The sequence below is a fragment of the Lewinella sp. LCG006 genome (assembly GCF_040784935.1).
Classification (GTDB): Bacteria; Bacteroidota; Bacteroidia; order Chitinophagales; family Saprospiraceae; genus Lewinella.
On record NZ_CP160680.1, the window covers coordinates 3777986 to 3799332 of the forward strand.

Sequence of the window (21347 nt, forward strand, 5' to 3'; positions counted from 1 at the left end):
TAAAAAACAACCATCGAAAGTAGGGGGGGACCTGAAACATCCACATCCTAGTATCGACAAAGGGAAAGAATTATGAAAAATACCCGGGCCGAGGAGTTGATGGCAGCTTATCTCAGTGGCAATATTGCTGCTGCTGAGCAGGAGGAGTTGTTGGTATGGGTAGCTGCTTCTCCCGAAGGTCAGAAGTTCTTTGATAATGCGGTTACACTGTGGAGCTTAACGGAGGAAATGGCTTACCCCGATTTTTCGGCACAAAAAGCAAATGCTTGGGAAAAAGTGGAAGCCAGGTTAACCGATGCAACTGTTGCACCAACTAAAGGCTCAGCAAGGATCGTAGCATTCAATTACCGCCGGTGGATGGCAGCAGCAGCGATAGCTTTGCTCCTCGTAGCAGGGTGGTGGTGGATGCAACCTTCTGTTCCCAGCGCTATCATTGCCAGTACTTTGAATGACGAACAGTCGGAGTTGACATTGCCAGACGGTACGTCGGTATGGCTCAACGAAAACACCTACCTCACTTACGAAGAGGTGAACGGTGAGCGCCGGGTGCAGTTGGCCGGAGAAGCCTTCTTCGATGTCGCGACGGACAGTTTACAGCCTTTTAGGATTTATGCCGGAGAAGCGATTACAACGGTTTTAGGAACCTCTTTCAATATTCGGGCTTACCCGGAAGATGCAGAGGTAGAGGTGAGTGTGAAAGAAGGGAAAGTCGCTTTGGAGACCAAGACCAAAGCACCTGAAACCGAAAATGCAGTACAAAAAGTTGAGCTTTTGCCGGGCGACAAGGGCGTTTTTGTCAAAGAAACGGCAGCGATTTCTACCAAGGAGGAAGAAGCCAAAAACAGCACAGCCTGGAAAGATGGTAAACTGGATTTTGAAAATGTCCCCCTTGCTGAAGCCATCAAAGTGATGGAACGCTATTACGAAGTAGACATTGAGTTAACCACTGAAGGGATAGGGAAGTGCTTGTTTAACGGCAAGTACGATAATGTTACCCTGGAAGACTTGTTGGAGGCAGTGGAATTTTCGATGGAACTACAATTGGAAGAAAATAAGGGCGTCTACCGCTTGGCGGGAGAAGCTTGTGAATAGAACCCAACCCCATGTTATACAAACACCTGCTTAAAATCGGATGCTTGCTTATGCTGCCGTGTTTCGCGTGGACACAACAAGGGAGTATGCAGGTTAGTTACCACTACCAGGAAACTACGCTCGGTGAAGCACTCGTGGATCTAGAGCAGCGTTTTGATCTTAATTTTACCTATAGCCCTAGCCGATTGCCGATGGATTATCACCTCAATGCTACGGCAAATAAGATGCCTGTGCAGGAGGCGATGGATCACCTTTTTGCGGCCAGCCCGATCAGGCATGCCTTTATCGGTGACCAAATTGTGCTACGCTCAGATCCTGGGCGATTGAGCCAAATTCAAACCAAAGCAATTCAACCCCGACAGAAAACGCCTTTGTACCAGGAGCCACGCCCTACACCACCAGCTATAACGGCAATCCCCACCCAGGGACCTAAGCAAATTTCTGGCGGTGACCAATGGTTGAGCAATAAGCTGGAAGAAGAAGACCTGGAACGCATTGCCATTGCCATGGAGAACCACCAGCGAGAAATGGCCATGGAGGAATACGATGCAACACATCGCTTGGCGCAGATTTCCTTGCTACCTTATTTTGGTACCAATACCCACCGGAGCAATGAGGTGACCAACAACGTGTCGGTCAACGTATTCTGGGGAACGAGCAAAGCCGTCGATGGTTTTGAAATTGGAGGAGTGGCCAATTCCGTGGTGGAAGATATGCGCGGGTTTCAGATGGCAGGAGCAGTTAATCAGGTAGGAGGTAATGTTACCGGTACTCAATTGGCCGGCTTAATCAACCATACGGGGGGGAAAGTTGAAGGGGCTCAGGTTGCTGGTGCAGGAAATATTGTACTGGATAGTATGACCGGGGCACAAGTAGCGGGCCTGTTTAATATCTCCAGGCACCATTTGCATGGTAACCAAACGGCAGGCGCGTTTAATTGGGCCAAAGGCGATGTAGGGCATCAGGTGAGCAGTTTTTACAACCGTGCCCGCTATGTAGAAAAACGGCAAGTTGGTTTAGTGAATGTATGTGATACAACGGGCAAAGCACCTTATGGGCTATTGAATTTCGTGAAGTATGGCTACAACCGGGTAGAGGTAGGTGCTACAGAAAATATGTACGTCAATTTGGGGGCCAAATTTGGTGTACGTAAGTTGTACAATATCGTTCATCTTGGCTTGCGCTGGGATGTTGTGGAGCAAACAACAGTGGATAACCTCACTTCGGAGGCAGTTTACACCAGTTGGTCTTTTGGCTATGGTTTTGGTGTAGCTCCCCGCTTAGGAAAGAAAGTATTGTTGAACGTTGAGGCGGTAGCCATGCACGTCAATGAGATGGACTCCTGGACCAGCAAGCTGAATTTGCTGGGGCAATTTAGAACAACCTTCGACTATCAGTTGGACGGCCGGATAAGCTTTTATGCTGGCCCGGTACTCAATATGATGTGGTCACAATTATACGATGCGTCGACCAATACTTATGGTTCACGTATTCCGATCAACCCGCTGTGGAATGAGCAGCAGGGAGCAACGAATTTTCAAGGCTGGATCGGCTTTTCAGCGGGTATCCGCATGTAGGGCTTAACTCAAATCAAGGATGTAATCACACAGCTGGCAGCATGCCAGATGCTTAGTAGACACGACTAAGCACGGTCTCTGCTATGCTTAAACAATAACTAAAGACTTTTAAATACACTCGACAGATGAAAAATTTAATGCAAAAACAGCTTCTTTTATTAGCGGTACTGTGGACCGCCACGCTTGGCTTGCAGGCCCAACACGAAACTCTTTTCAACCACGCCAGAGTAGTGGGTGCCTTTGGCGGCCCCATCACCGAATACGGCTTGAGCAACAACCTCAGTACGTCTGTAGGTGGCGGTGGTGCCCTGGTGATCAACAGCTTCTTTATTGGTGGCTACGGTTTGGCCAGTGTAGACTTCGACCAGCTTTACGATGAAGGTGACGTAGATGTACTGGATATTGGCCACGGTGGTTTCTGGTTGGGAGGCACTTTTCAGCCGCACAACTTAGTACACATGTACGGCAGTGCACGCATAGGTTGGGGAGCTATCAACATTGATTTGAATGGTAACACGCCTTACCGAGAGCTTGACAAAATTTTCGTTGCTACCCCAGAAATTGGCCTGGAACTGAACGTTACGCGTTGGTTTCGCCTGGCCGGAACAGTGGGCTATCGCTATGTATCAGGCGTAAACGAAAACCGCGGCTTTACAGGAGACGATTTTTCTGGCGCGATAGCAGGTGTCACCTTGCGTTTCGGTTGGTTTGGCCGGAGACGGAGCTTTAACTGGTAGATCTCAATCTGTTCGCTTCGCTCACGTTGGTGCTCTCCCAACGAAAGGTCGGGATCACGGGTATAGTGCTCGCTAAAGCTCGTCCCGAAGCCTCGAGGACGCAGTCGGCACCTCCGCGATCCCGAGCATCGGGAGAGCACAACCGTGAGCGCAGCGAACACCTCCGCGATTCCGGTTTGTCGGAAGAGCACCCCAATACTTAACCCTTAAAATCAAAAATGATGAATAACATTAAATTTCTTTTCACACTGCTGCTAACGAGTAGCTTCTTTTTTACCGGTTGTTTTGTAGATATCAACGATGATGATGGCCTTTTTGGTTGCATTGACGCAGACGGCCCGATTACCTCTATTGATCTTGATTTACTGGCGTTTTCCGGTATTACATTGGCAATGGATGCCCGTGTTGAGATCACCCAAGGGCCAGACCAATTGGTTACCGTCGAAGGAAAGTCCGATATTTTTGATGAACTAGATTTGGATGTGAGCAGCAGTGGTATCTGGACCATTCGAACCAACGATTGTGTTCGCGATGTGGATAACCTCACTTTTTACATCACCGTTCCAGACCTGAATGAGATCAAAGTCAGTGGTTCGGGTAAAATTATCAGTACCAATACTTTTGTCGGTGGAGATATTGAGTTGCGCATTTCTGGGTCTGGTGAAATAGACATTGCACTGGAAGCGGATGATATAGAGGTAGATATTTCCGGTTCTGGAAAAGTCTTCCTGGAAGGCGTAGCTGATGACCTAGGTTTGAATATCACCGGCAGTGGCGATTTGCGGGCCTTTAACCTCGCTGCACGGGAGGGGAACATCAATATTTCGGGTAGTGGCGATGCTGAAGTTCGGCTGGAAGACCGCCTGGATGTTCGTATCACCGGTAGTGGAGATGTCTATTACAAAGGCCAACCCTTGCTGGATGTGTCGATTACGGGCAGCGGTGAAGTCATTGATGCTAATTAACCAACAAATACAATGGTGTAATAATTCAGTAACGTATGTATGCCCTTTCTGCGAAAGTAGAAAGGGCTTTTTTTTGTCGAAAAGAATGATGGGGCAACGAACCTAAGGTAGGTAGGAATACGTTAAAGAGGCTAATGATTCATTTACCCTTGAACAACCATTTTAATTATGCGTAATTCCTTGTTATTCCTGAATATGCTGCTGCTCATTTTCTTGACCAGCTGTGTTTCTCAACAAAAATATACGGACCTTGAAGCGGCCAAAAATCGCCTTTCTCAGCGCTTAGGTGAAACGGAAACGGATTTAGAAACTTACCGAAATCAATCCGCAAAGCTACAGAGCCAACTTACCGCTGAGCAGGAGCAGCGCCAACAATTGGCCATCGACTTGGAGCGTTCTCGCCAGCGTTATGCAGAGTTGGATGCCACCAATCGTGATTTACTCGCCCGGTATGATCGCATCCTTGAGCAGAACCGGACGACCTTGGCGGCAGCCGGAGACGAAAATGCGACACTAACGGCCCGCCTAAATGAAAAAGAACAAGAGCTGGATCAGCGTCAGAGAGAGCTACAGCGCCTGCAGCAAGAACTCGTCGCCCGCGAGACCAGAGTAGCCGAATTGGAGAAAGCAATTGCCGACAAAGAAGCCCGCCTGCGGACCATCCGTGAAAGGGTCAACCAGGCTTTGCTCGGATTTTCTGAAGCGGATCTTACCGTGAGAGAAAAAAACGGTAAGGTATACGTCTCTCTGAGTCAAAACCTATTATTTGCTTCCGGAAGTAAGACGATCAATGCGCAAGGAAAACAAGCCATTGCCCAGTTAGCCACCGTTCTCAAAGCAAATAAGGACATCAACATTACCGTAGAAGGGCATACCGATACGGATGGTGATGCGGCTTTCAATTGGGATCTCAGCGTAGGGAGAGCAACGACCGTAGTGAAAGAATTGACCACCAATGGTGTCGCCGCTGAACGGATCATCGCTGCCGGAAGAGGACAATATTACCCCATAGCAGCCAACACCACGGCAGCTGGTAAAGCCCAAAACCGCCGCACCGAAATCATCCTGACCCCTAAACTGGAAGGGTTGTATGATTTGATCGGGGAGTAGAGGATCGCTATTGAAGTACGGATTTTTCATCACATAACCACATCCTTTTTAATAGCTCTATGTGGTTATGTGGTGAAAAAATACTCCTTACCACCTGTAAGCTGCAAAAGCTGTAACGCCAGATTGTTTGTCACCATTGAAAAAGGAGTTGAACTGGGCGGCAAACCCCAACTTCCAATTATATAGCCCGTATTAATACAAATTTAACGATTGGTGATTTCCGCAAATAAGTACAGCTGAAGGACTATTGAGCCAATTGCGCTTTAAGTTTTTTGACCCGCTCGTAGGATTGCAGGATGCGTTCGGCGGGAATCTCTCCGTTATCCAGCAGTTTGCGGAGTGTGGTAATGGTACGGCGGGCGAGGGTCTCGTCGTAATCTTCGAGATTGTTGCCAAAAACGAGCATATCTACGCCTGCGAGCATGGATTGTTTGATGATCGTCTCAAAATCGTAAAGTTTATTGACTGCGTTCATTTGCAGGTCATCAGAAAATACGACACCATCGTACTGGAAGGAATCCCGGAGCATGCCCTGGATATAGCGCGGCGATAGGGTAGCGGGATAGAGGGAGTCGATACTGCGGTTGAAGACGTGGGCGGTCATGACTGCTGTCGCCGTTTCCGAAGCGAGCAGTTGTTCAAAAGGGGCCAATTCTTCGGGCGTCCAGGTGGTGGTCACATCAGTGAACCCTTTGTGGGAATCGCTTTGAGAACTTCCGTGTCCGGGAAAGTGCTTGAGCACCGAAAGAATGCCTGCCTCGGCATGAGGGGCAATCCAGGCGCGGGCATGTAGCACGACCTGGTCAGTAGCGGCCCCAAAACTTCGCTTGATTTTACCAATGACCGGATTTTCTGGATTGACGTTGAGGTCGACCACCGGCGCGAAGTTGACATTGAAGCCCAGGTTTTTCAGGTTAGCCGCATTTTGGGTAGCGTAATAAGTGGTGGAATCGGTAGCTGCTAGTGCGCCCATATCTTGCGCTGCGGCAATTTCGGGGAAACCATAAACGGGTCTTAAACGGGTTACACGTCCACCTTCCTGATCGATGGCTGTGAGCAATAAGCCCGGCGCTAAGGCCTGCAAATCTGCTAATAATTGACGAACCTGAGTGGGAGACGCAATATTGCGGCCGTACCGTTTGAGGCCTACATCGTAATCAAAGAGAATGATGTTGCCGATCTCTCCTTTTGCCAGTTGGTCTTTAATGACCGGACTTACGCTGTCGATTTCCAGACCTCTAAAACCCTGCATGATCAGTTGCCCGAGCATGGCATCCGTTATTTCGGTGGTAGTCTCTTGAGTAGAAGCAGACGGAGCAGCTGTAGGTTGGCAGGAAGTAGTAAGGAATATACCTGTCAGGAAAAGAAGCAGTGAATACTTTTGCATAGTCAGCCAGTTTGTTGTGACGCTGGGGTGAAAGCCAACGCCGAAGGAATAATGATGTGAATTTAACTGGTCTAGTAAGCAGTAAGATAAGGTACTTCTGGAAGTAGCTAGCCTACTTTTGAGAAATAAGTTTTCAGACTGTTTTTGGCAGATTGCCAGCCTATGTCATTTACTCGGTAACCCACAACACCAGCGAAAGTGTCTTTGACCAGGATCTGCACATTACATAAGGTCTTGAGGTGCTGGCTTACGCTATTGGGTGAAAGAGGTATAAATTCAATGATTTCCTTGTGCATTAAGAATTCATACCTGCCTAAAAGGTCAATAATTTCTAGTCTGGCAGGATGAGCTAAAGCTTGGGCATACTGAGAAATTTCCTGTTCGGTAGTGGGGAAGAGAAAGCTTTTGTTTTGTGGCATAATGCTGTTTTTACTGCAAGGTAATAAAATGTTTTTATTTTTTAAAAAATATATTTTTTGTTTTTATTTGGAGGAGCTCAGCTTTCTTTGCACTAAAAGACTGGTTAACTGGTTAAAACGTGTGGGGCACTGTTCGTGGCTTGTTTTTACACCAAAAGACTGGTTAATTGGTTAAAACGTGTGGAGCCTGTTCGTGGCTTGTTCTTACACCAAAAGACTGGTTAACTGGTTAAAACGTGTGGGGCACTGTTCGTGGCTTGTTTTTACACCAAAAGACTGGTTAATTGGTTAAAACGTGTGGAGCCTGTTCGTGGCTTGTTCTTACACCAAAAGATTGGTTAACTGGTTAAAACGTGTGGAGCCTGTTCGTGGCTTGTTCTTACACCAAAAGATTGGTTAACTGGTTAAAATGTGTGGAGCCTGTTCGTGGCTTGTTCTTGCACCAAAAGATTGGTTAATTGGTTAAAATGTGGGTCGCTGTTCGTGGCTTGTTCTTACACCAAAAGATTGGTTAACTGGTTAAAACATTAAGGAGCTTGATTCAAAGGTAGATCTAACCAAAAAAAATCAACCTTCCCGCTCTACCAATCCGTCCCGCATGACATACTTCTCTCCGCTTTCGAGGCAAACAGCATATCCTTGTTCATCAAATACCAACCGTGCACCGTGGGCACTCATCCAACCCGTCTGCCGGGCCGGATTGCCGACTACTAAAGCATAGGGTGGTACATCTTTGGTGACCACGCTGCCCGCGCCCACAAAAGCATAAGTGCCCAAGGTGACGCCGCAAACAATGGTCGCGTTGGCACCAATACTGACGCCTTTGCGTAAAATAGTTGGCCGGTATTCGTGCTTGCGTTCTACGCCTGAGCGTGGATTGATGACGTTGGTGAATACGGCACTAGGGCCAATAAAAACATCATCCTCACAGAAGACGCCCTCGTAAAGGCTAACATTGTTTTGCACCTTTACATTACGCCCCAGCTTTACTTTGTTGGCGACAAACACGTTTTGTCCCAAAGAGCAACCTCCACCAATAATGGCACCGGACATCAAATGACAAAAATGCCAGATTTTACTGCCTGCGCCAATTTGTGCTCCCTCGTCAATGATTGCACTAGGGTGAGCATAGAAGATTGCACTCATGGTCTTCTTTTTAAGCAAAAAATGCTTTTACCTTCGAACAGATGTATTCGAGGGTGTCTTCATGCAGCTCACTGTGCATGGGTAGGCTGATCACTTCTTTGCAAAGCAGATCAGTAACAGGCAGAAAATCGATCTTGTTGGCTGCTGTTCCCTGGTAAGCTTTCTGTTCGTACAGCGGTACTGGGTAGTAGATCATACTGGGTACGCCCTGTTCTTGCAGGTAAGCCTGTAGTTCATCGCGCTTGCCGTTGGTCACCCGCAGCGTGTATTGATGGTAAACGTGTGTGCTATTCGCCTGGCGCGCTGGTGTAATCAATGCTGCTACTTCGGCAAAGGCATTGTCGTAATAATCCGCAGCTGCCTTCCGAGTGGCATTGTAGCTGTCAAGGTGCTTAAGTTTGATCCCCAAAATAGCAGCTTGGATAGAATCAAGACGGGAATTGACACCAACTTCGTCGTGGTAATAACGACGGTTTTGACCATGGTTGGCCACCGTACGCAGCTTGGCAGCCAGTTCGTCATTATCGGTGTAGATGGCACCGCCATCGCCGTATGCGCCAAGGTTCTTGGAAGGATAAAAAGAAGTACAACCAATATCACCCAGGGCCCCAGCGGCTTTTACCTTCCCATCAGGAAAAGTGTAGCGCGCACCAATGGCCTGTGCATTGTCTTCTACGATATATAAATTGTGCTTTTTTGCCAACTCCAAAATAGGCGCCATATCACAGCTCTGCCCGAAAAGATGCACCGGTACGATGGCTTTGGTCTTATCGGTAATCGCTGCCTCAACGAGTGCTGCCGTGACATTAAAGGTCAGTGGATCAACATCCACCATCACCGGTTTCAGGTGCAACAGCGCAATCACCTCGGCCGTAGCCACGTAGGTGAAGGCCGGAACAATTACTTCGTCACCGGGCTGCAGCCCCAGGGCCATCAGCGCAATCTGAAGCGCATCGGTGCCATTGGCACAAGGAATAACGTGTTTTACACCAAGGTAATCCTCAAGATCCGATTGGAATTGTTTGACTGCCGGGCCGTTAATAAAAGCACCAGAACGGATAACGTCAATGACTTGCTGGTCGATCTCAGACTGCAATTTTTCATATTGCGTCTTCAAATCAACCATGTGGATGGTAGGAGTTGTCGTATTCATGCCGCAAAGATAAGTGCTTGTGGGGAAATTTTGTGCACAGATTTCCACCGCCAATGATCTCCTGTGAAAAAATGACGATGGGATGAAACCTCAGCGATAAGCTTACGTATAAGGAAAAAACATATAACTGCTTGGTGCCTGATGAGCTAGTATTTAGACCTTTGGTGCCTACCACCCTAAACCCTGGCACAATTCCCAATTGAACATACTATTTAATATGCAAGTGGTATTCCCCATCGCTGAAACAGCACTGCAAAGTGTCCATCATTGCCAAGTCCATCAAGAAGATAATTGGATTATCTATACCTGTAAGCAATGTCCCAGTTACGAACGGAAAATTGATCGAAATACTGGTCAGGTTTTTATGAAAGGCCAGTCCTCCTTTTCCATAGATCATGTGTGTGATCGAGGCCATCGGTAGCAGCCCGTATCTTTGTGTCAGCAGAGCATCGGTTATACGACCTTTACCCCTCGCTCGCGGTAACTACGAAGATCATCATGTTCGGGGTGCAACTCCGTGAGTAGGTAGTCGATGGCGTTGAGCTCACAAATTTGTATCTTTTGTGTACTTCCCAGTTTTTCGGCTATTGCCAGCACCACTGTTTTGGCAGCTGCTTTTAGCATTGCTCTTTTGACTACCACTACCTCCCAGTCAGAATCTGTTAGCCCGTGTTCTGGGTCAATGGCATTGGCTCCCATAAAGCAGATGTCTGGTCGCAGTTGTTGTAATTGGCTGATGACCTCTCCGCCGATACTCACCTTTGCGGTAGGTGACAAAAGTCCACCCAGGAAGATGGTCTCACAATTGGGGTGCTCCAGCAATTGCTGAGCAGTAGATAAACTCATCGTCAAGAAGGTCACCTTCAACTCAGGGGGGAGAATTCTGGCAATTTCCTTATTGGTACTTCCTCCACTTATGAGCACCAGCATACCATCGCGGAGCATGCTGATGGCTTTACGTGCTATAACGGTCTTTTCCTGGTAGGCATAAATATCATTTTCCCGATAGGAGTAGGAGTGGTAAGAACGAGAAAGTGCACCACCCCTGACTTTGATCAACTTGTTTCTACTGGCCAACTCCTGCAAGTCTCTGCGGATGGTATCTTCAGAAACGGTAAACTTTTCGCTGAGGTCACTCAGTAAAACCTTGTTGTGAATATTTACTTCCCTTAAAATCAATGCCTGTCTTTCTTTTTTGAGCATAGGGTTCTCTTTTGTAATGAAGCGGGATGAATCGCTGGCTGAAATATTGCATAAAGACGCATAATATTAGCAATAACAGCAGTTTTGCGAAATTGAGGTCTTTTTTATTGCAATAATTTGCAATTTATTTAGCCTGTTCTGGCAATAAGTCGGGAAATTTTGCTTAAATATGCAATGAAATAAGCACTAAGTTGCACACTTGGTCTTATTTCGCTGCATTAAATTACAATCCTAACCAAACGTATACGAATTCTATCGCCTAACCTGTAGCGTAAGCTGTCCTACTTTTGCCAACACTCAACACGATGTGGACCTTTTATTAAGCATCAAATTTTTTCAGCTTTTGCAGGTTAGCCCCCGAAAGAGATACAAAAATTGGAGGCTATGCAAAAATCTTACACTTTACACCGTTTGCTGCCGGCACTATGTTGTCTATTGGTCGGCTTTGCGCTACAAGCGCAAAATCTCAACTTCACCGTCAGTGGTACGGTCGTTGATGAAACCGAAACCCCATTAATTGGGGTAACTGTCCTTATTCCTTCTTTAGGTGCGGGATCTATTACGGATGTAGACGGGACGTACACCGTCGAGGCCAGTGGTCCAGCTGCGACCTACGAAGTTCAGTATTCCTACGTCGGTTTTTCCGCCGTTGCTGAGAAAGTAGAAGTCACGCGTGCTGGACAGACATTTAACTTGGATGTCAGCCTGGGCACTGACGTGCTGAGGATGGACGAAGTGGTGGTTATCGGTTCTTCCGTTACCTCAAGTCGGCGATCTTTAGGAAATTCAATTACCTCCGTCAAGGCCGAACAACTCACCAATGCCAACCCCCAAGGGGTACTCAGCTCTTTACAGGGTAGAGTAGCAGGTGCCCAGATTGTACAAAACTCTGGTGATCCTGCCGGTGGTTTTTCGGTACGCTTGCGTGGTTCTAGTACCATTCTTGGTAGCTCTGATCCTCTATATATTGTGGATGGAGTCGTTATTAGTGCTTCCACCTCTAATGTCACCAACACCAATGTCAGTGCAGGCGCCGCACAGCCGGGTACCAACCGGATCGCGGATTTAAATCCCAATGATATTGAAAGTGTTGAAATTATCAATGGTGCTGCTGCCGCTGCTATCTACGGATCGCGGGCCTCTAATGGAGTGGTACTGATTACGACCAAAAAGGGAAAAACGGGTAAGCCACAAATTACCCTCAGCTCCGGCCTGAATGTCAACCAAATTCGGGAGAAAGTGTATATCAACCTCCGGGGTGAGCAGTTTGGTAGCGCAACCCAACGCTTGTACCCCATCGCCGGTACCAATCCTACCACTGGTGGCCTTACGGTAGGTGCCAATTTCTCTACCGATAAAGTACCAGTGACCCGTTATGATTATCAAGACGAAATCTTTGATACAGGAATGGGTACCGACCAGCATCTAGCAGTCAAAGGTGGTAATGAAACGTCCAACTATTACGCTGCCCTGAATTATACGTTCAATGAAGGTATTGTTCGTAATACCGATTTTCGTCGCTACGGTGCTCGTTTGCGCTACAACCAAACGGTCAATAGCTGGATGAGTATCTCAATGGGCTTGAATTACAATAATTCCTATTCCAATGAGAAGCCTGATGGTAACGTGTTTTGGAGCCCGGTCAATGCGATCAATATTACCAACAACATCTATGATATCACCCAGCGGGATGAGTTGGGTAATCTGCAAGCCGCAGAACCTACGCGTATTAACCCTTTGAGTGTTATCGAAGATTTTGATATTAACCAGGAGGTTAACCGTGCTATTGCCGATGTAAAGGTTTCTATTTTCCCTTTTGAAGGGTTTAGCTTGACTTACCTTGCTGGAACCGATACGTATAATCAGTTGGGGAATACCTTTATTCGTCCTTATCCCTACAGCGGGGTCAATCCGAGCTTTTTCGATGATGGTTATGCCTCAACGGCGACCAATCAGGTATTCCAAATGAACCATGATATCAATGGTGCCTATACCACTATTTTGACCGACAATATTAGCTCTACTACGCAGTTTGGCTTTTCTTCACAGTTTGCCAAAAACCAATACACAGTGGCTGATGGCCGAGCATTGGCACCTTTTGTAGAAACCGTGAATGGTGCGGCCACTCCTTTTGCGCCAAGATCCAATATTGATCGTTTGCAAATTTGGGGTTACTACCTACAGCAGACGTTCAGCCTCAAAGATCGCTTGTTCCTGACCCTTGCAGGCCGTGTGGATGGAGCGAGTTCTTTCAGTCCGGACAACCGCAACCAGTTTTATCCTAAAGTGAGTGGTAGTTACCTGATCTCTGACGAAGACTTCTGGCAGGGCAGCGGTATCAGCAACGCCATTTCTACTTTCCGCCTACGGGCTTCATGGGGACAAGCTGGTAACCTTACGGGTATCGGCCCTTATGATCGGTTCAATAACTTTACAACAGGTAACCTTGGTGGCGACCTCACCATCAATGCCAGTAATACCCTCGCCAACCCCGATGTAAAGCCAGAACGCCAGACCGAATTGGAGATTGGTGCCGATTTATCGCTGTTCAATGATCGGGTTGGTCTTTCGGCTACTTATTACCAGCAGGATATCGAAGATCTGTTGGTGAATCGCGTACTTCCTGCTTCGCAGGGTGGAAAAGCCATCACGACCAACGTCGGCAACATGGAAAACAAGGGCTTGGAAATTGCCCTGACAGCCACTCCAGTTCGGACGAGCAAAGTCAGTTGGGATGTCTTCGCCAACTTTAGCCGCAACCGTAACAAAGTCTTCAACCTTGGCCAAACCTTGATTACGATCCCCAATGTCACCGGGGCTCCTATCTTCTTGGTAGAAGGGCAGCCCATTGGCGTTTTCTATGGTACCTACCAAGCTACCAATGCTGATGGAAGTATGTTGTTAACAACAGGTGGTTTGCGTCAGCAAGAGCGAGGCGATGTAACCACCAATACGCCTAGCCGCAATGCTGATGGCCAACCAACCGGTGATGTTCTCCGTCGTGTGATCGGCGACCCTAACCCTGATTTTATCCTGGGCTTTGGTTCGCAAGTTAATGTCGGTAAGTTTAGCTTCGGCTTCTTGTTCGAATCGGTGCAGGGAGTTGATGTTTTTGATGCTGATAAGCGTACCCGCCAAGGGGTTGGTATTGGTGAGTTTGCCGAGCAGGAACTAAGTGGCGAGCTGCCCCGTGGTTGGATATGGTCGATCTATCCAATCGAGGAATGGAGGATCAGCGATGGTTCCTTCACCAAACTACGGGAGATTACCCTAAGTTACACCTTTGATAAATTATTCGATGGTGCCCTAAACAATACCGTACTCACGATAGGAGGAAGAAACCTCTTCTCCTTTGACAACTTCACCAGCTTTGACCCTGAAGTGAATGCTGGTGGACAGAGCAACCTGCTGCGCGGTGTCAACTTCGGTCAGGTGCCTATTCCACGCGTCTATACGGTAACCCTGAAGACCAACTTTTAGGAACTGCATAAATTGTCAAAGAATTAAAAATATTACGATATGAATCGTCTAAAAATATATCTAAGACACTCGGGTGTTTTACTGCTTAGTTTGCTAACTTTTGCAGCCTGTGAAAAGGATTTTACCAATCCCGGTGCTGCTACAGAATCGCAGGTGTTGAGTACCCCTGATGGGGTCATTGGCTTGGCATCCGGTGCTCAGCGACGCTTTTCGGTGGGGCGGCAAAGCCCGGTTTATGCCATGGTCGCCGGTGCAGGCTTTTCGACGGGAGAACTTCGTCTCATCAACCCTGGTAACACGGCCGAAAACGAAGTATCGTTGGGGTATGCGGACCTTCCGGGGAGCAATGCCATTGTTACCAATATTTGGGAGCAGTGCTTGTTGACTCGCAACGAAACCGATAAGGTAATTGCCAATGCGGATGTTATACCTGATGCGAACACAAGGGCCTGGACCATTGCTTATGCTTCCATTTTTCAGGCACTGGCCAACGGAACGATGGCCGACTTCTTTGAGCAGGTGACTTTGGAAACGGAAGAAAATGCTACTTTTTCCAGTCGGGAAGCTGCCATCAAAGCAGCCATTTCCTCTTTGGAGAAAGCGCGTGATATCCTCACCACGGATGATGGAGGACTTAAGGATCGCATTCCCGCAGATATTGATATTCCCAATACGATACAAGCACTACTGGCACGCTATTACTTGCTCGACGGCCGGTATGGTGATGCGATCACAGCTGCCAATGCGGTGGATCTGAGCGTTACTTCTACCTATACTTACGATGACGTGAGTACCAACCCCATTGCTTTTGTGTCGATCCTGACCAACAATGTTTATCAACCGGTGGATTTGACTTTAGGCTTGCCCGCAGCCCTGCAACCTGATCCAGCTGATCAGCGCCTGGCTTTCTATTTTCAGGATTTGAATCCCGCGATGAACGATTTCCAGGCCGCAGCCTTCTTTGATGACAACAAAGACGGCATTCCGATTTATCTGCCTGGGGAGATGTTGCTGATCAAAGCAGAGGCTTACGCTCGCCAGAACCAACTGACGGATGCCATCAGTGCCCTTAATCAGGTACTGACCAAGCAGCCTGGTGATGATGCCTTTGGGATAGGCGCCGGATTGCCAGCCTATAGTGGTCCAGAGACACAGGCGGATGTATTGGCAGCCATCTACGCCAACCGCTGTATGGAAATGATGATGTCTGGAATGCGTTTAGGCGATAGCAAGCGCTTCAATCGCGCTGGCCCCAATGATGCTAATCCGGAAAGAAATAGAAACTGGTACCCTTATCCGTTCTCCGAGCGGGATAATAACCCCAATACCCCTCCTGATCCTGAGATTTAAAAGCAGTAGGGTAAGCAAGTCTTACCTTACTACTTTTGGTCTAGTGATTGTTCTATAATCCATTTGAATGCCCCGCTCTTTGAGTGGGGCGTTTTTTTTGCACCTGATGTAAGCTCACTGTACTTGGGATTGGGTTTGGACTTAAATTAAAAAGGGTGTTCCATCTGAGTACCTAGTGCTAAGTACTTAATACAGTAAGGTTTGATGATAAGTTACCAGCGCTGGTAGTGGAGGTGTGATGATAGCCTTGATCGCAAGACCTCTTCGCCGCAATGCTTCCTCGAGGTAGGGCCGAAATTGAACGGCGATCGAACCCGTAAAAGCCACTTCATTATGATCGGTTTCTGCTATCAATGGCAATAAGTATAAATCGGTAAATTGCCCAAATTCAGCGGCCACTTTTTCTTGAAGTGAGCTACTTTCAGGAAGCCATCGTTTCAGTGCTGGAGCAAACTGAGCCAAGTACCTACTGGGGTTCGCCGTTTGGTAAACGGTACTGATAATGGCACCTTTGCTTAGCTGATGTGTTTCTTGTAAATCTTTTTGAATATACTCAGGCAACTGTTCTTGAAGAAATGCCTGCAGTAGGATTTTTCCGAGATTAGCACCGCTAGCTTCATCACCGAGTACGTAGCCGAATCCACCGCGCTGATCTGCAATTTTTGTTCCATCGTAGCGGGCCGCATTAGAGCCTGTGCCCAGAATGCCTACTATACCAGCTTCTTGTTGGCAAAGTGCCCGCGCAGCTGCTAATAAATCGGTAGCTACCAAAGGACTGGGAAGAGAAGGGCTAAATGCTGCGAAATATTTGCGCACCAGGACTTGCCCTTCGTCTTGGGAACAACCTGTGCCATAATAAAAGACCTCTCGTACTGGGGAGTAATCACGAAGCTGGTCACCAATTGCTTGTAAATTTTGCTGCCATTCTTCGGCTCCACTCAGGAAGGGGTGCAATCCAGACACCTCCCCTTGGCAAAGAACAGTCGTGGAAGAGGCCAATACCCAAGACAGCTTGGTTGCACCGCTTTCTAGCAGGAGGAAGTTTTTCACGATTTAGAGATACTGTGATAGGTTTCCATGGCTTGCCGAACACTACCGGATGCCAAAAGCAAGGTGCGAGCTTCCTCATAGGGAAGCTTTAGTGCCTGGACCAACATACCTGCCCCTCTGTCAATTAATTTTTCATTGCTGAGCAACATATCGATCATCTTGTTATCCAGGACACGGCCCAAGCGGACCATCACGCTGGTGCTGATCATATTTAATACCAGCTTTTGGGCTGTGCCAGCCTTCATACGGGTGCTGCCAGTAACAAATTCCGGGCCGACGACAACTTCTACGGGGTAATCGGCATGTCGAGTGATGGGAGCTCCGGGATTGCAAGTGATACAGCCAGTCGCGATACCGTTTTCCCGGCAACGGGCCAAGCCCTCAACGACGTAAGGGGTCGTGCCAGAGGCGGCAATACCTATGACCATGTCGTGCTCGTCGACAAAATGAGTGCTCAGGTCTGTCCAGGCTTGGGAAGGGCTGTCTTCTGCTGCTTCTACGGCATTACGGATGGCAGTATCTCCGCCTGCGATCAACCCAATGACCAGATTGTCAGGGACGCCGTAGGTAGGGGGACATTCACTAGCATCAAGGATGCCTAGTCGGCCACTGGTGCCAGCACCGATATAAAACAAGCGGCCTCCTTCTTGCAGGCGCTCTACTGTGGCGATGACCAGTGGTTCAATTTGGGGAATCGCGCGTTCTACCGCAGCAGGTACCGTTTGATCTTCTTTGTTAATATTAACCAGAAGCTCCTTGACGCTCATGCGTTCCAGATGCCGATATTCACTGGTAGCTTCGGTTATTTTTTTCATGGCGTTGGGCAGAATAATTCTCTTAAAAATAATTAAAATTGGATAATTATGGCATTAATTCTTGCATAATATTGCAAAAATGCATTTTTAATGGCGATTTGCTCAAAGCTAGAGCGCTTTTTTGCAGATAAATTGCAGGCCTTGCCAAAATAAATGCTAGGCTCAAAGAATAATTTTCAATTGATGAAAATTATTCATATTTTTGTTTCTAGTTAATTGATCGTACTTTACGACATTGAGATTCCCTCTAAAAGTCTTCCCCCCCTAGAAAGGTTAATTTGAAGGAAGAAAGCCATCCGGTTTTTAAACTTCAAATGGTCTAAGAGCAAATCCTTTTAGGGCTTGCTTCCCAAACAAAACACAATTCCTGCTTTTTGCTGCAAACGACTTTTCGTTAGGCTGGCTGTCCTCTAATTTGAGGTTTCGTCAGTACTCTCGAGGTGGTTGTCTATTTAACTTTGAAACACTAAACTAAACACTATGCAACACGGACTACGACAGCAGTCTGGCACTATCTTCCTGCGTGAAGATCTGCTCATCTTATGGACAGTAATTACTGGAATTGTACTGTTCTCCTTTACAAATCTAAAGGCGGAATCATTTTTTTGCCCCATTCAACCTAACGCAAGCAATACCATTAACTCCTGTTTCCTCGGGGAAGATGGAACGGCAAGTGTAGCACCTACCGGTGGTGTAGCGCCTTACACCATCAACTGGAGCAATGGTGCTACTGGCACCACCATCAGCAACCTTACTGCCGGCAACTATCAATATACCATTACAGATGCGGAAGGTTGCAGCGTTAACAGTAATATTTACGTAGGGCAGCCTACGAGTATTCAGGCCAATCTGACCAGGATAAACAATGAATGTCGCTTTGATACCAACGGATCGCTGAGCCTTAACCCCAGTGGTGGTACGCCTCCTTATAGCTACAATTGGAGCAACGGCGCTACCTCGGCTACTATTGCGGGTTTGGCTTCTGGCCCCTTCAGCTACACTATTACCGACAGCCAAGGCTGTACCCGTATTGGTAGTGTTTCGGTATTGTCAAATAATCCTATTTTAGGTAATGTTACCGTAAGGAACAATACTTGCTACGGAGAGTCGGAAGGTTCTGCGTTTTTGACGCCCAGCGGCGGTATCGCTCCTTACACTTATCAATGGAGCAATGGTGCAACCACCCAAGAAATCGGAGGTTTGGCTGCTGGTGGTTATAACTATACGGTGACGGACAGCCAGGGGTGTACCGGCATGGGAGGTTTTGCCGTGCAGCAACCCGCTCCCGTCTGGACGTACTTTACTTACCAGTACGCTTGTTTCGGGGAAGACAATGGTCGTGCGGAGATATTCGCGAACGGAGGTACCCCACCATATACTTATGAATGGAGCAACGGCGCTACTACCGCTGCTATTGAAAACCTTGCTCCCGGAATGTATTTTTACACGGTAACCGATAGTGAAGGTTGTACCAGTACCACAGGCCTGGTGTGTATTTTCCGTTCTTTCGTAGAAGCTTCCGTTACGGCTAGCGCACCTGATTGTTCTAGTGCCAATGAGGGTAGTGCCAGCTTATTGGTGACCAACGGTGTAGACCCAATTTCTTACCTCTGGAGCAATGGTGCTACTACGCCAACGATCAACAACCTGGCCCCGGGTGAGTACAGTTATACCGTAACGGATGCGGGGAGTTGTGCCGTCACGGGCAGCGTTACCATCGCAGGTGGCACCCAGGTGGTGGCTAGTGTGACCGAATTGGCGGGTGGCAACCTACAAGCCAGCGGCTCAGGTGGTACCCCTCCTTACACCTATGCCTGGAGCAATGGCGAAACCAGCTCCATTGCTACGGGATATACTTCTGGAACCTACAGTGTGACCGTGACAGATGGCAACGGATGCTTTGGCATTATTAATGGTTTGGTACCAACAACAGAAACTTGCCCTGATAACATTACCTATCCTGGTATGATCGGTTTCGACCAGTACCTGTGTGCTCCCGGAAATACACCAATGACCTTAGGGGAGATCGATGCCCCTAGTGGTGGCAGTGGCCCATTGGAGTACATCTGGATGACCAACTCTACAGGTGGTCCTTTCAGTCCGAACTTCTGGTACCCTATTCCCAATAGCAATAGTTCCAGCTATTCTCCTGGTCCGCTCAACGAAACTACTTATTTTATCCGCTGTGTACGCACGGCCAACGATGGTTGTGTATACCTGGAGTCTAATACGGTCGTCATTACCGTGGGTGATGAGATTGACCCTGTTATTGAGCATCCAAGTTTAGGCTGTTTTGGGCAAACCCAAACGTATAGTGTTAGCAATATTGCCCCTAATGCTAATGTGAGTTGGAGCTTCACCGGTCCTGTTACTGTCAATACCACCAGCGGAAACCAAGTGCAGGTGACCTTCATCGGTGGCGGCTACCTTGACTATGCGGTGACCATCACCGAAGAGGATTGCTCCGGCACCTTCAGCGGGCAAGTGACCATCAATGGGAATTGTTTTACAGAAGATGAGCATACTACTTCTTTGCAAGCGACCTCTACCAACTTTGCTACGGTTTATCCCAACCCCTCGGCAGGTGCTACTATCCTCAGCTTGGGTGCGGAACTAGCGCAAGAGGCAGAGGTGAGAATTTACAACAGTGCACAGCAATTGGTCGCCACGCATATCCTCCCAGCGGGTACCCGCAAGATGGATTTGGAGACTACGGGGTATCCCGCAGGTTTGTACCTGGTACAGCTCCTTGAGCAAGGTGCCCAGCCTAAGGTACTCAAGTTGATAAAGAACTAAAGGCTCGACAAAGCCTATCTTGATGTTAAACTTAGAAAGCAGTTTCGGAATTTTTCCGGAGCTGCTTTCTGATTTTATCCATTGAAGTGTATCTTTTTGGTAGACTTTGTGTTATGAAATAAAAAGTACTGATTTTGGCACAATTACAATGGACGGTTCCTGGCTATGGTGGAAAAACCTACCTCGTTGGCTTGTACCACGGGGAAGACAGTGGTCACCTGATGGTACATTGTAACAACAAAGTGATGTTGGTCGATTTTGGGGTGAAAGCATCTAAAGACTATTCCTTTTTCCTGGATGAAGAGCTTTTTGAAGTCAAGATTATTGAACAGAAAAATGGCACCTATTCGTATGAAATGGTGCATAACGAAGAGATCGATAGTCCTCATAATCGCCGTCGGGAAGAGAGTAAGAAAAGTGACCGCAGGAGCATCTTTGCCGGGATAGGTTTAGTGGTATTTATCGGTATCATTTTTGCTTTTCTACACTTTCGCGCTCCTGCTCACGAGGCGACCCTATTGGCGGGCTTGGCAGAAGGCAGGGGAGTAGATACCCAGGTGAGTATTTTCCAAAAGCAAAATCGATGGTATGCCAATTATCGGGTAGACAATGAGGTCGAAGAAATCGTTCTACCCCAATTGGGCGACCGCTCGCCCCTGGGTTTCCCGCTAGCGGTGGGCGACCAGTTTAGCGCTCGTTATGCCCCTACGGATACCGATTTGGTTTTCATTGATTGGCACAACCTTGTACCCGCCCAGCTGGAGCGCTATTTTCAGCTGACAATGGCCGTCCACGCCGAGCTCCATCCCGAAATAAGCTCCCGCCAGGTATTGTGTCAGCTCCAATTGGCTTTGGCTTTGGAAGGTGCGGCTGGCCTGGCCAAATTCTACCGTCAAGACCAGCAGAATCAGTCAGAGTACAATAGAGATGCTTACCTGCGCCTGGTGCGTGGCGAGGAATTTAAGCGGCGGGTGAAGGAGTGTTTGTGAGAGTGGGGGATTGAGTTGGCGTAAATAAATTGATTTAGAGCTTTTAGAGAGTGGTTTCTATCTGGTCTCTATTGTTTC

Annotated in this window: 17 protein-coding genes; 9 read left to right on the plus strand and 8 right to left on the minus strand. The window is 47.7% G+C overall.

Annotation, left to right across the window (positions count from 1 at the left end; genetic code table 11):
• Positions 1-72: 72 nt before the first annotated feature.
• The 5 genes from AB0L18_RS13630 (at position 73) to AB0L18_RS13650 (ending at position 5481) form a co-directional block, all read left to right on the plus strand.
• Complete coding sequence (locus AB0L18_RS13630) at positions 73-1092, plus strand: FecR family protein (RefSeq protein ID WP_367387851.1); 1020 nt, start codon at positions 73-75, stop codon at positions 1090-1092.
• Positions 1093-1178: 86 nt separating this feature from the next.
• Positions 1179-2669, plus strand: a complete 1491-nt coding sequence (locus AB0L18_RS13635) for a hypothetical protein (protein ID WP_367387852.1) — start codon at positions 1179-1181, stop codon at positions 2667-2669.
• Between the two features lie 125 nt (positions 2670-2794).
• Entirely contained in the window at positions 2795-3406 is a 612-nt protein-coding gene (locus AB0L18_RS13640) for a hypothetical protein (protein ID WP_367387853.1), read from the plus strand.
• 218 nt (positions 3407-3624) lie between these two features.
• On the plus strand, positions 3625-4371 hold the full coding sequence (locus AB0L18_RS13645) for a head GIN domain-containing protein (protein ID WP_367387854.1): 747 nt from the start codon (positions 3625-3627) through the stop codon (positions 4369-4371).
• 168 nt (positions 4372-4539) lie between these two features.
• Entirely contained in the window at positions 4540-5481 is a 942-nt protein-coding gene (locus AB0L18_RS13650) for an OmpA family protein (RefSeq protein ID WP_367387855.1), read from the plus strand.
• A gap of 244 nt (positions 5482-5725) precedes the next feature.
• Here the strand turns inward: AB0L18_RS13650 and AB0L18_RS13655 are convergent, their stop codons facing one another.
• The 6 genes from AB0L18_RS13655 to AB0L18_RS13680 form a co-directional block, all read right to left on the minus strand.
• The gene (locus AB0L18_RS13655) at positions 5726-6868 is read right to left on the minus strand and encodes a glycoside hydrolase family 3 N-terminal domain-containing protein (RefSeq protein ID WP_367387856.1); all 1143 of its coding nucleotides are present in this window, start codon (positions 6866-6868) and stop codon (positions 5726-5728) included.
• Positions 6869-6975: 107 nt separating this feature from the next.
• Positions 6976-7287, minus strand: coding sequence for an ArsR/SmtB family transcription factor (locus AB0L18_RS13660; protein ID WP_367387857.1), 312 nt, complete (start codon positions 7285-7287; stop codon positions 6976-6978).
• A gap of 567 nt (positions 7288-7854) precedes the next feature.
• The gene (locus AB0L18_RS13665; RefSeq protein ID WP_367387858.1) at positions 7855-8433 is read right to left on the minus strand and encodes an acyltransferase; all 579 of its coding nucleotides are present in this window, start codon (positions 8431-8433) and stop codon (positions 7855-7857) included.
• A gap of 10 nt (positions 8434-8443) precedes the next feature.
• On the minus strand, positions 8444-9586 hold the full coding sequence (locus AB0L18_RS13670; RefSeq protein WP_367387859.1) for a DegT/DnrJ/EryC1/StrS family aminotransferase: 1143 nt from the start codon (positions 9584-9586) through the stop codon (positions 8444-8446).
• Between the two features lie 208 nt (positions 9587-9794).
• Positions 9795-10001: a hypothetical protein gene (locus tag AB0L18_RS13675; RefSeq protein WP_367387860.1), complete on the minus strand. Its 207-nt coding sequence runs from the start codon at positions 9999-10001 to the stop codon at positions 9795-9797.
• A gap of 38 nt (positions 10002-10039) precedes the next feature.
• Positions 10040-10789 carry a DeoR/GlpR family DNA-binding transcription regulator gene (locus tag AB0L18_RS13680; RefSeq protein ID WP_367387861.1) on the minus strand — a complete coding sequence of 250 codons (750 nt, stop codon included), beginning with the start codon at positions 10787-10789 and terminating at the stop codon, positions 10040-10042.
• Between the two features lie 384 nt (positions 10790-11173).
• Here AB0L18_RS13680 and AB0L18_RS13685 point away from each other — a divergent pair, with 384 nt between their 5' ends.
• Positions 11174-14269, plus strand: a complete 3096-nt coding sequence (locus AB0L18_RS13685) for a SusC/RagA family TonB-linked outer membrane protein (protein ID WP_367387862.1) — start codon at positions 11174-11176, stop codon at positions 14267-14269.
• Positions 14270-14308: 39 nt separating this feature from the next.
• Positions 14309-15619 carry a RagB/SusD family nutrient uptake outer membrane protein gene (locus tag AB0L18_RS13690; protein ID WP_367387863.1) on the plus strand — a complete coding sequence of 437 codons (1311 nt, stop codon included), beginning with the start codon at positions 14309-14311 and terminating at the stop codon, positions 15617-15619.
• Positions 15620-15805: 186 nt separating this feature from the next.
• Here the strand turns inward: AB0L18_RS13690 and AB0L18_RS13695 are convergent, their stop codons facing one another.
• Together AB0L18_RS13695 and murQ are read right to left on the minus strand one after the other, a co-directional pair.
• On the minus strand, positions 15806-16669 hold the full coding sequence (locus tag AB0L18_RS13695) for a hypothetical protein (RefSeq protein WP_367387864.1): 864 nt from the start codon (positions 16667-16669) through the stop codon (positions 15806-15808).
• Entirely contained in the window at positions 16666-17484 is an 819-nt protein-coding gene (gene murQ / locus AB0L18_RS13700) for an N-acetylmuramic acid 6-phosphate etherase (protein ID WP_367387865.1), read from the minus strand. Before murQ ends, AB0L18_RS13695 begins: the two co-directional genes overlap by 4 nt.
• Before the next feature lie 480 nt (positions 17485-17964).
• Here murQ and AB0L18_RS13705 point away from each other — a divergent pair, with 480 nt between their 5' ends.
• Together AB0L18_RS13705 and AB0L18_RS13710 are read left to right on the plus strand one after the other, a co-directional pair.
• On the plus strand, positions 17965-20280 hold the full coding sequence (locus tag AB0L18_RS13705) for a T9SS type A sorting domain-containing protein (RefSeq protein ID WP_367387866.1): 2316 nt from the start codon (positions 17965-17967) through the stop codon (positions 20278-20280).
• 134 nt (positions 20281-20414) lie between these two features.
• The gene (locus AB0L18_RS13710; RefSeq protein WP_367387867.1) at positions 20415-21269 is read left to right on the plus strand and encodes a hypothetical protein; all 855 of its coding nucleotides are present in this window, start codon (positions 20415-20417) and stop codon (positions 21267-21269) included.
• The last annotated feature ends 78 nt before the right edge of the window (positions 21270-21347 follow it).

Coding starts and splice junctions, on each gene's coding strand:
- AB0L18_RS13630 (WP_367387851.1), top strand. CDS start 73: ATGAAAAATACCCGGGCCGAGGAGTTGATGGCAGCTTATCTCAGTGGC.
- AB0L18_RS13635 (WP_367387852.1), top strand. CDS start 1,179: ATGCAGGTTAGTTACCACTACCAGGAAACTACGCTCGGTGAAGCACTC.
- AB0L18_RS13640 (WP_367387853.1), top strand. CDS start 2,795: ATGAAAAATTTAATGCAAAAACAGCTTCTTTTATTAGCGGTACTGTGG.
- AB0L18_RS13645 (WP_367387854.1), top strand. CDS start 3,625: ATGATGAATAACATTAAATTTCTTTTCACACTGCTGCTAACGAGTAGC.
- AB0L18_RS13650 (WP_367387855.1), top strand. CDS start 4,540: ATGCGTAATTCCTTGTTATTCCTGAATATGCTGCTGCTCATTTTCTTG.
- AB0L18_RS13655 (WP_367387856.1), bottom strand. CDS start 6,868: ATGCAAAAGTATTCACTGCTTCTTTTCCTGACAGGTATATTCCTTACT.
- AB0L18_RS13660 (WP_367387857.1), bottom strand. CDS start 7,287: ATGCCACAAAACAAAAGCTTTCTCTTCCCCACTACCGAACAGGAAATT.
- AB0L18_RS13665 (WP_367387858.1), bottom strand. CDS start 8,433: ATGAGTGCAATCTTCTATGCTCACCCTAGTGCAATCATTGACGAGGGA.
- AB0L18_RS13670 (WP_367387859.1), bottom strand. CDS start 9,586: ATGAATACGACAACTCCTACCATCCACATGGTTGATTTGAAGACGCAA.
- AB0L18_RS13675 (WP_367387860.1), bottom strand. CDS start 10,001: ATGGCCTCGATCACACACATGATCTATGGAAAAGGAGGACTGGCCTTT.
- AB0L18_RS13680 (WP_367387861.1), bottom strand. CDS start 10,789: ATGCTCAAAAAAGAAAGACAGGCATTGATTTTAAGGGAAGTAAATATT.
- AB0L18_RS13685 (WP_367387862.1), top strand. CDS start 11,174: ATGCAAAAATCTTACACTTTACACCGTTTGCTGCCGGCACTATGTTGT.
- AB0L18_RS13690 (WP_367387863.1), top strand. CDS start 14,309: ATGAATCGTCTAAAAATATATCTAAGACACTCGGGTGTTTTACTGCTT.
- murQ (WP_367387865.1), bottom strand. CDS start 17,484: ATGAAAAAAATAACCGAAGCTACCAGTGAATATCGGCATCTGGAACGC.
- AB0L18_RS13705 (WP_367387866.1), top strand. CDS start 17,965: ATGCAACACGGACTACGACAGCAGTCTGGCACTATCTTCCTGCGTGAA.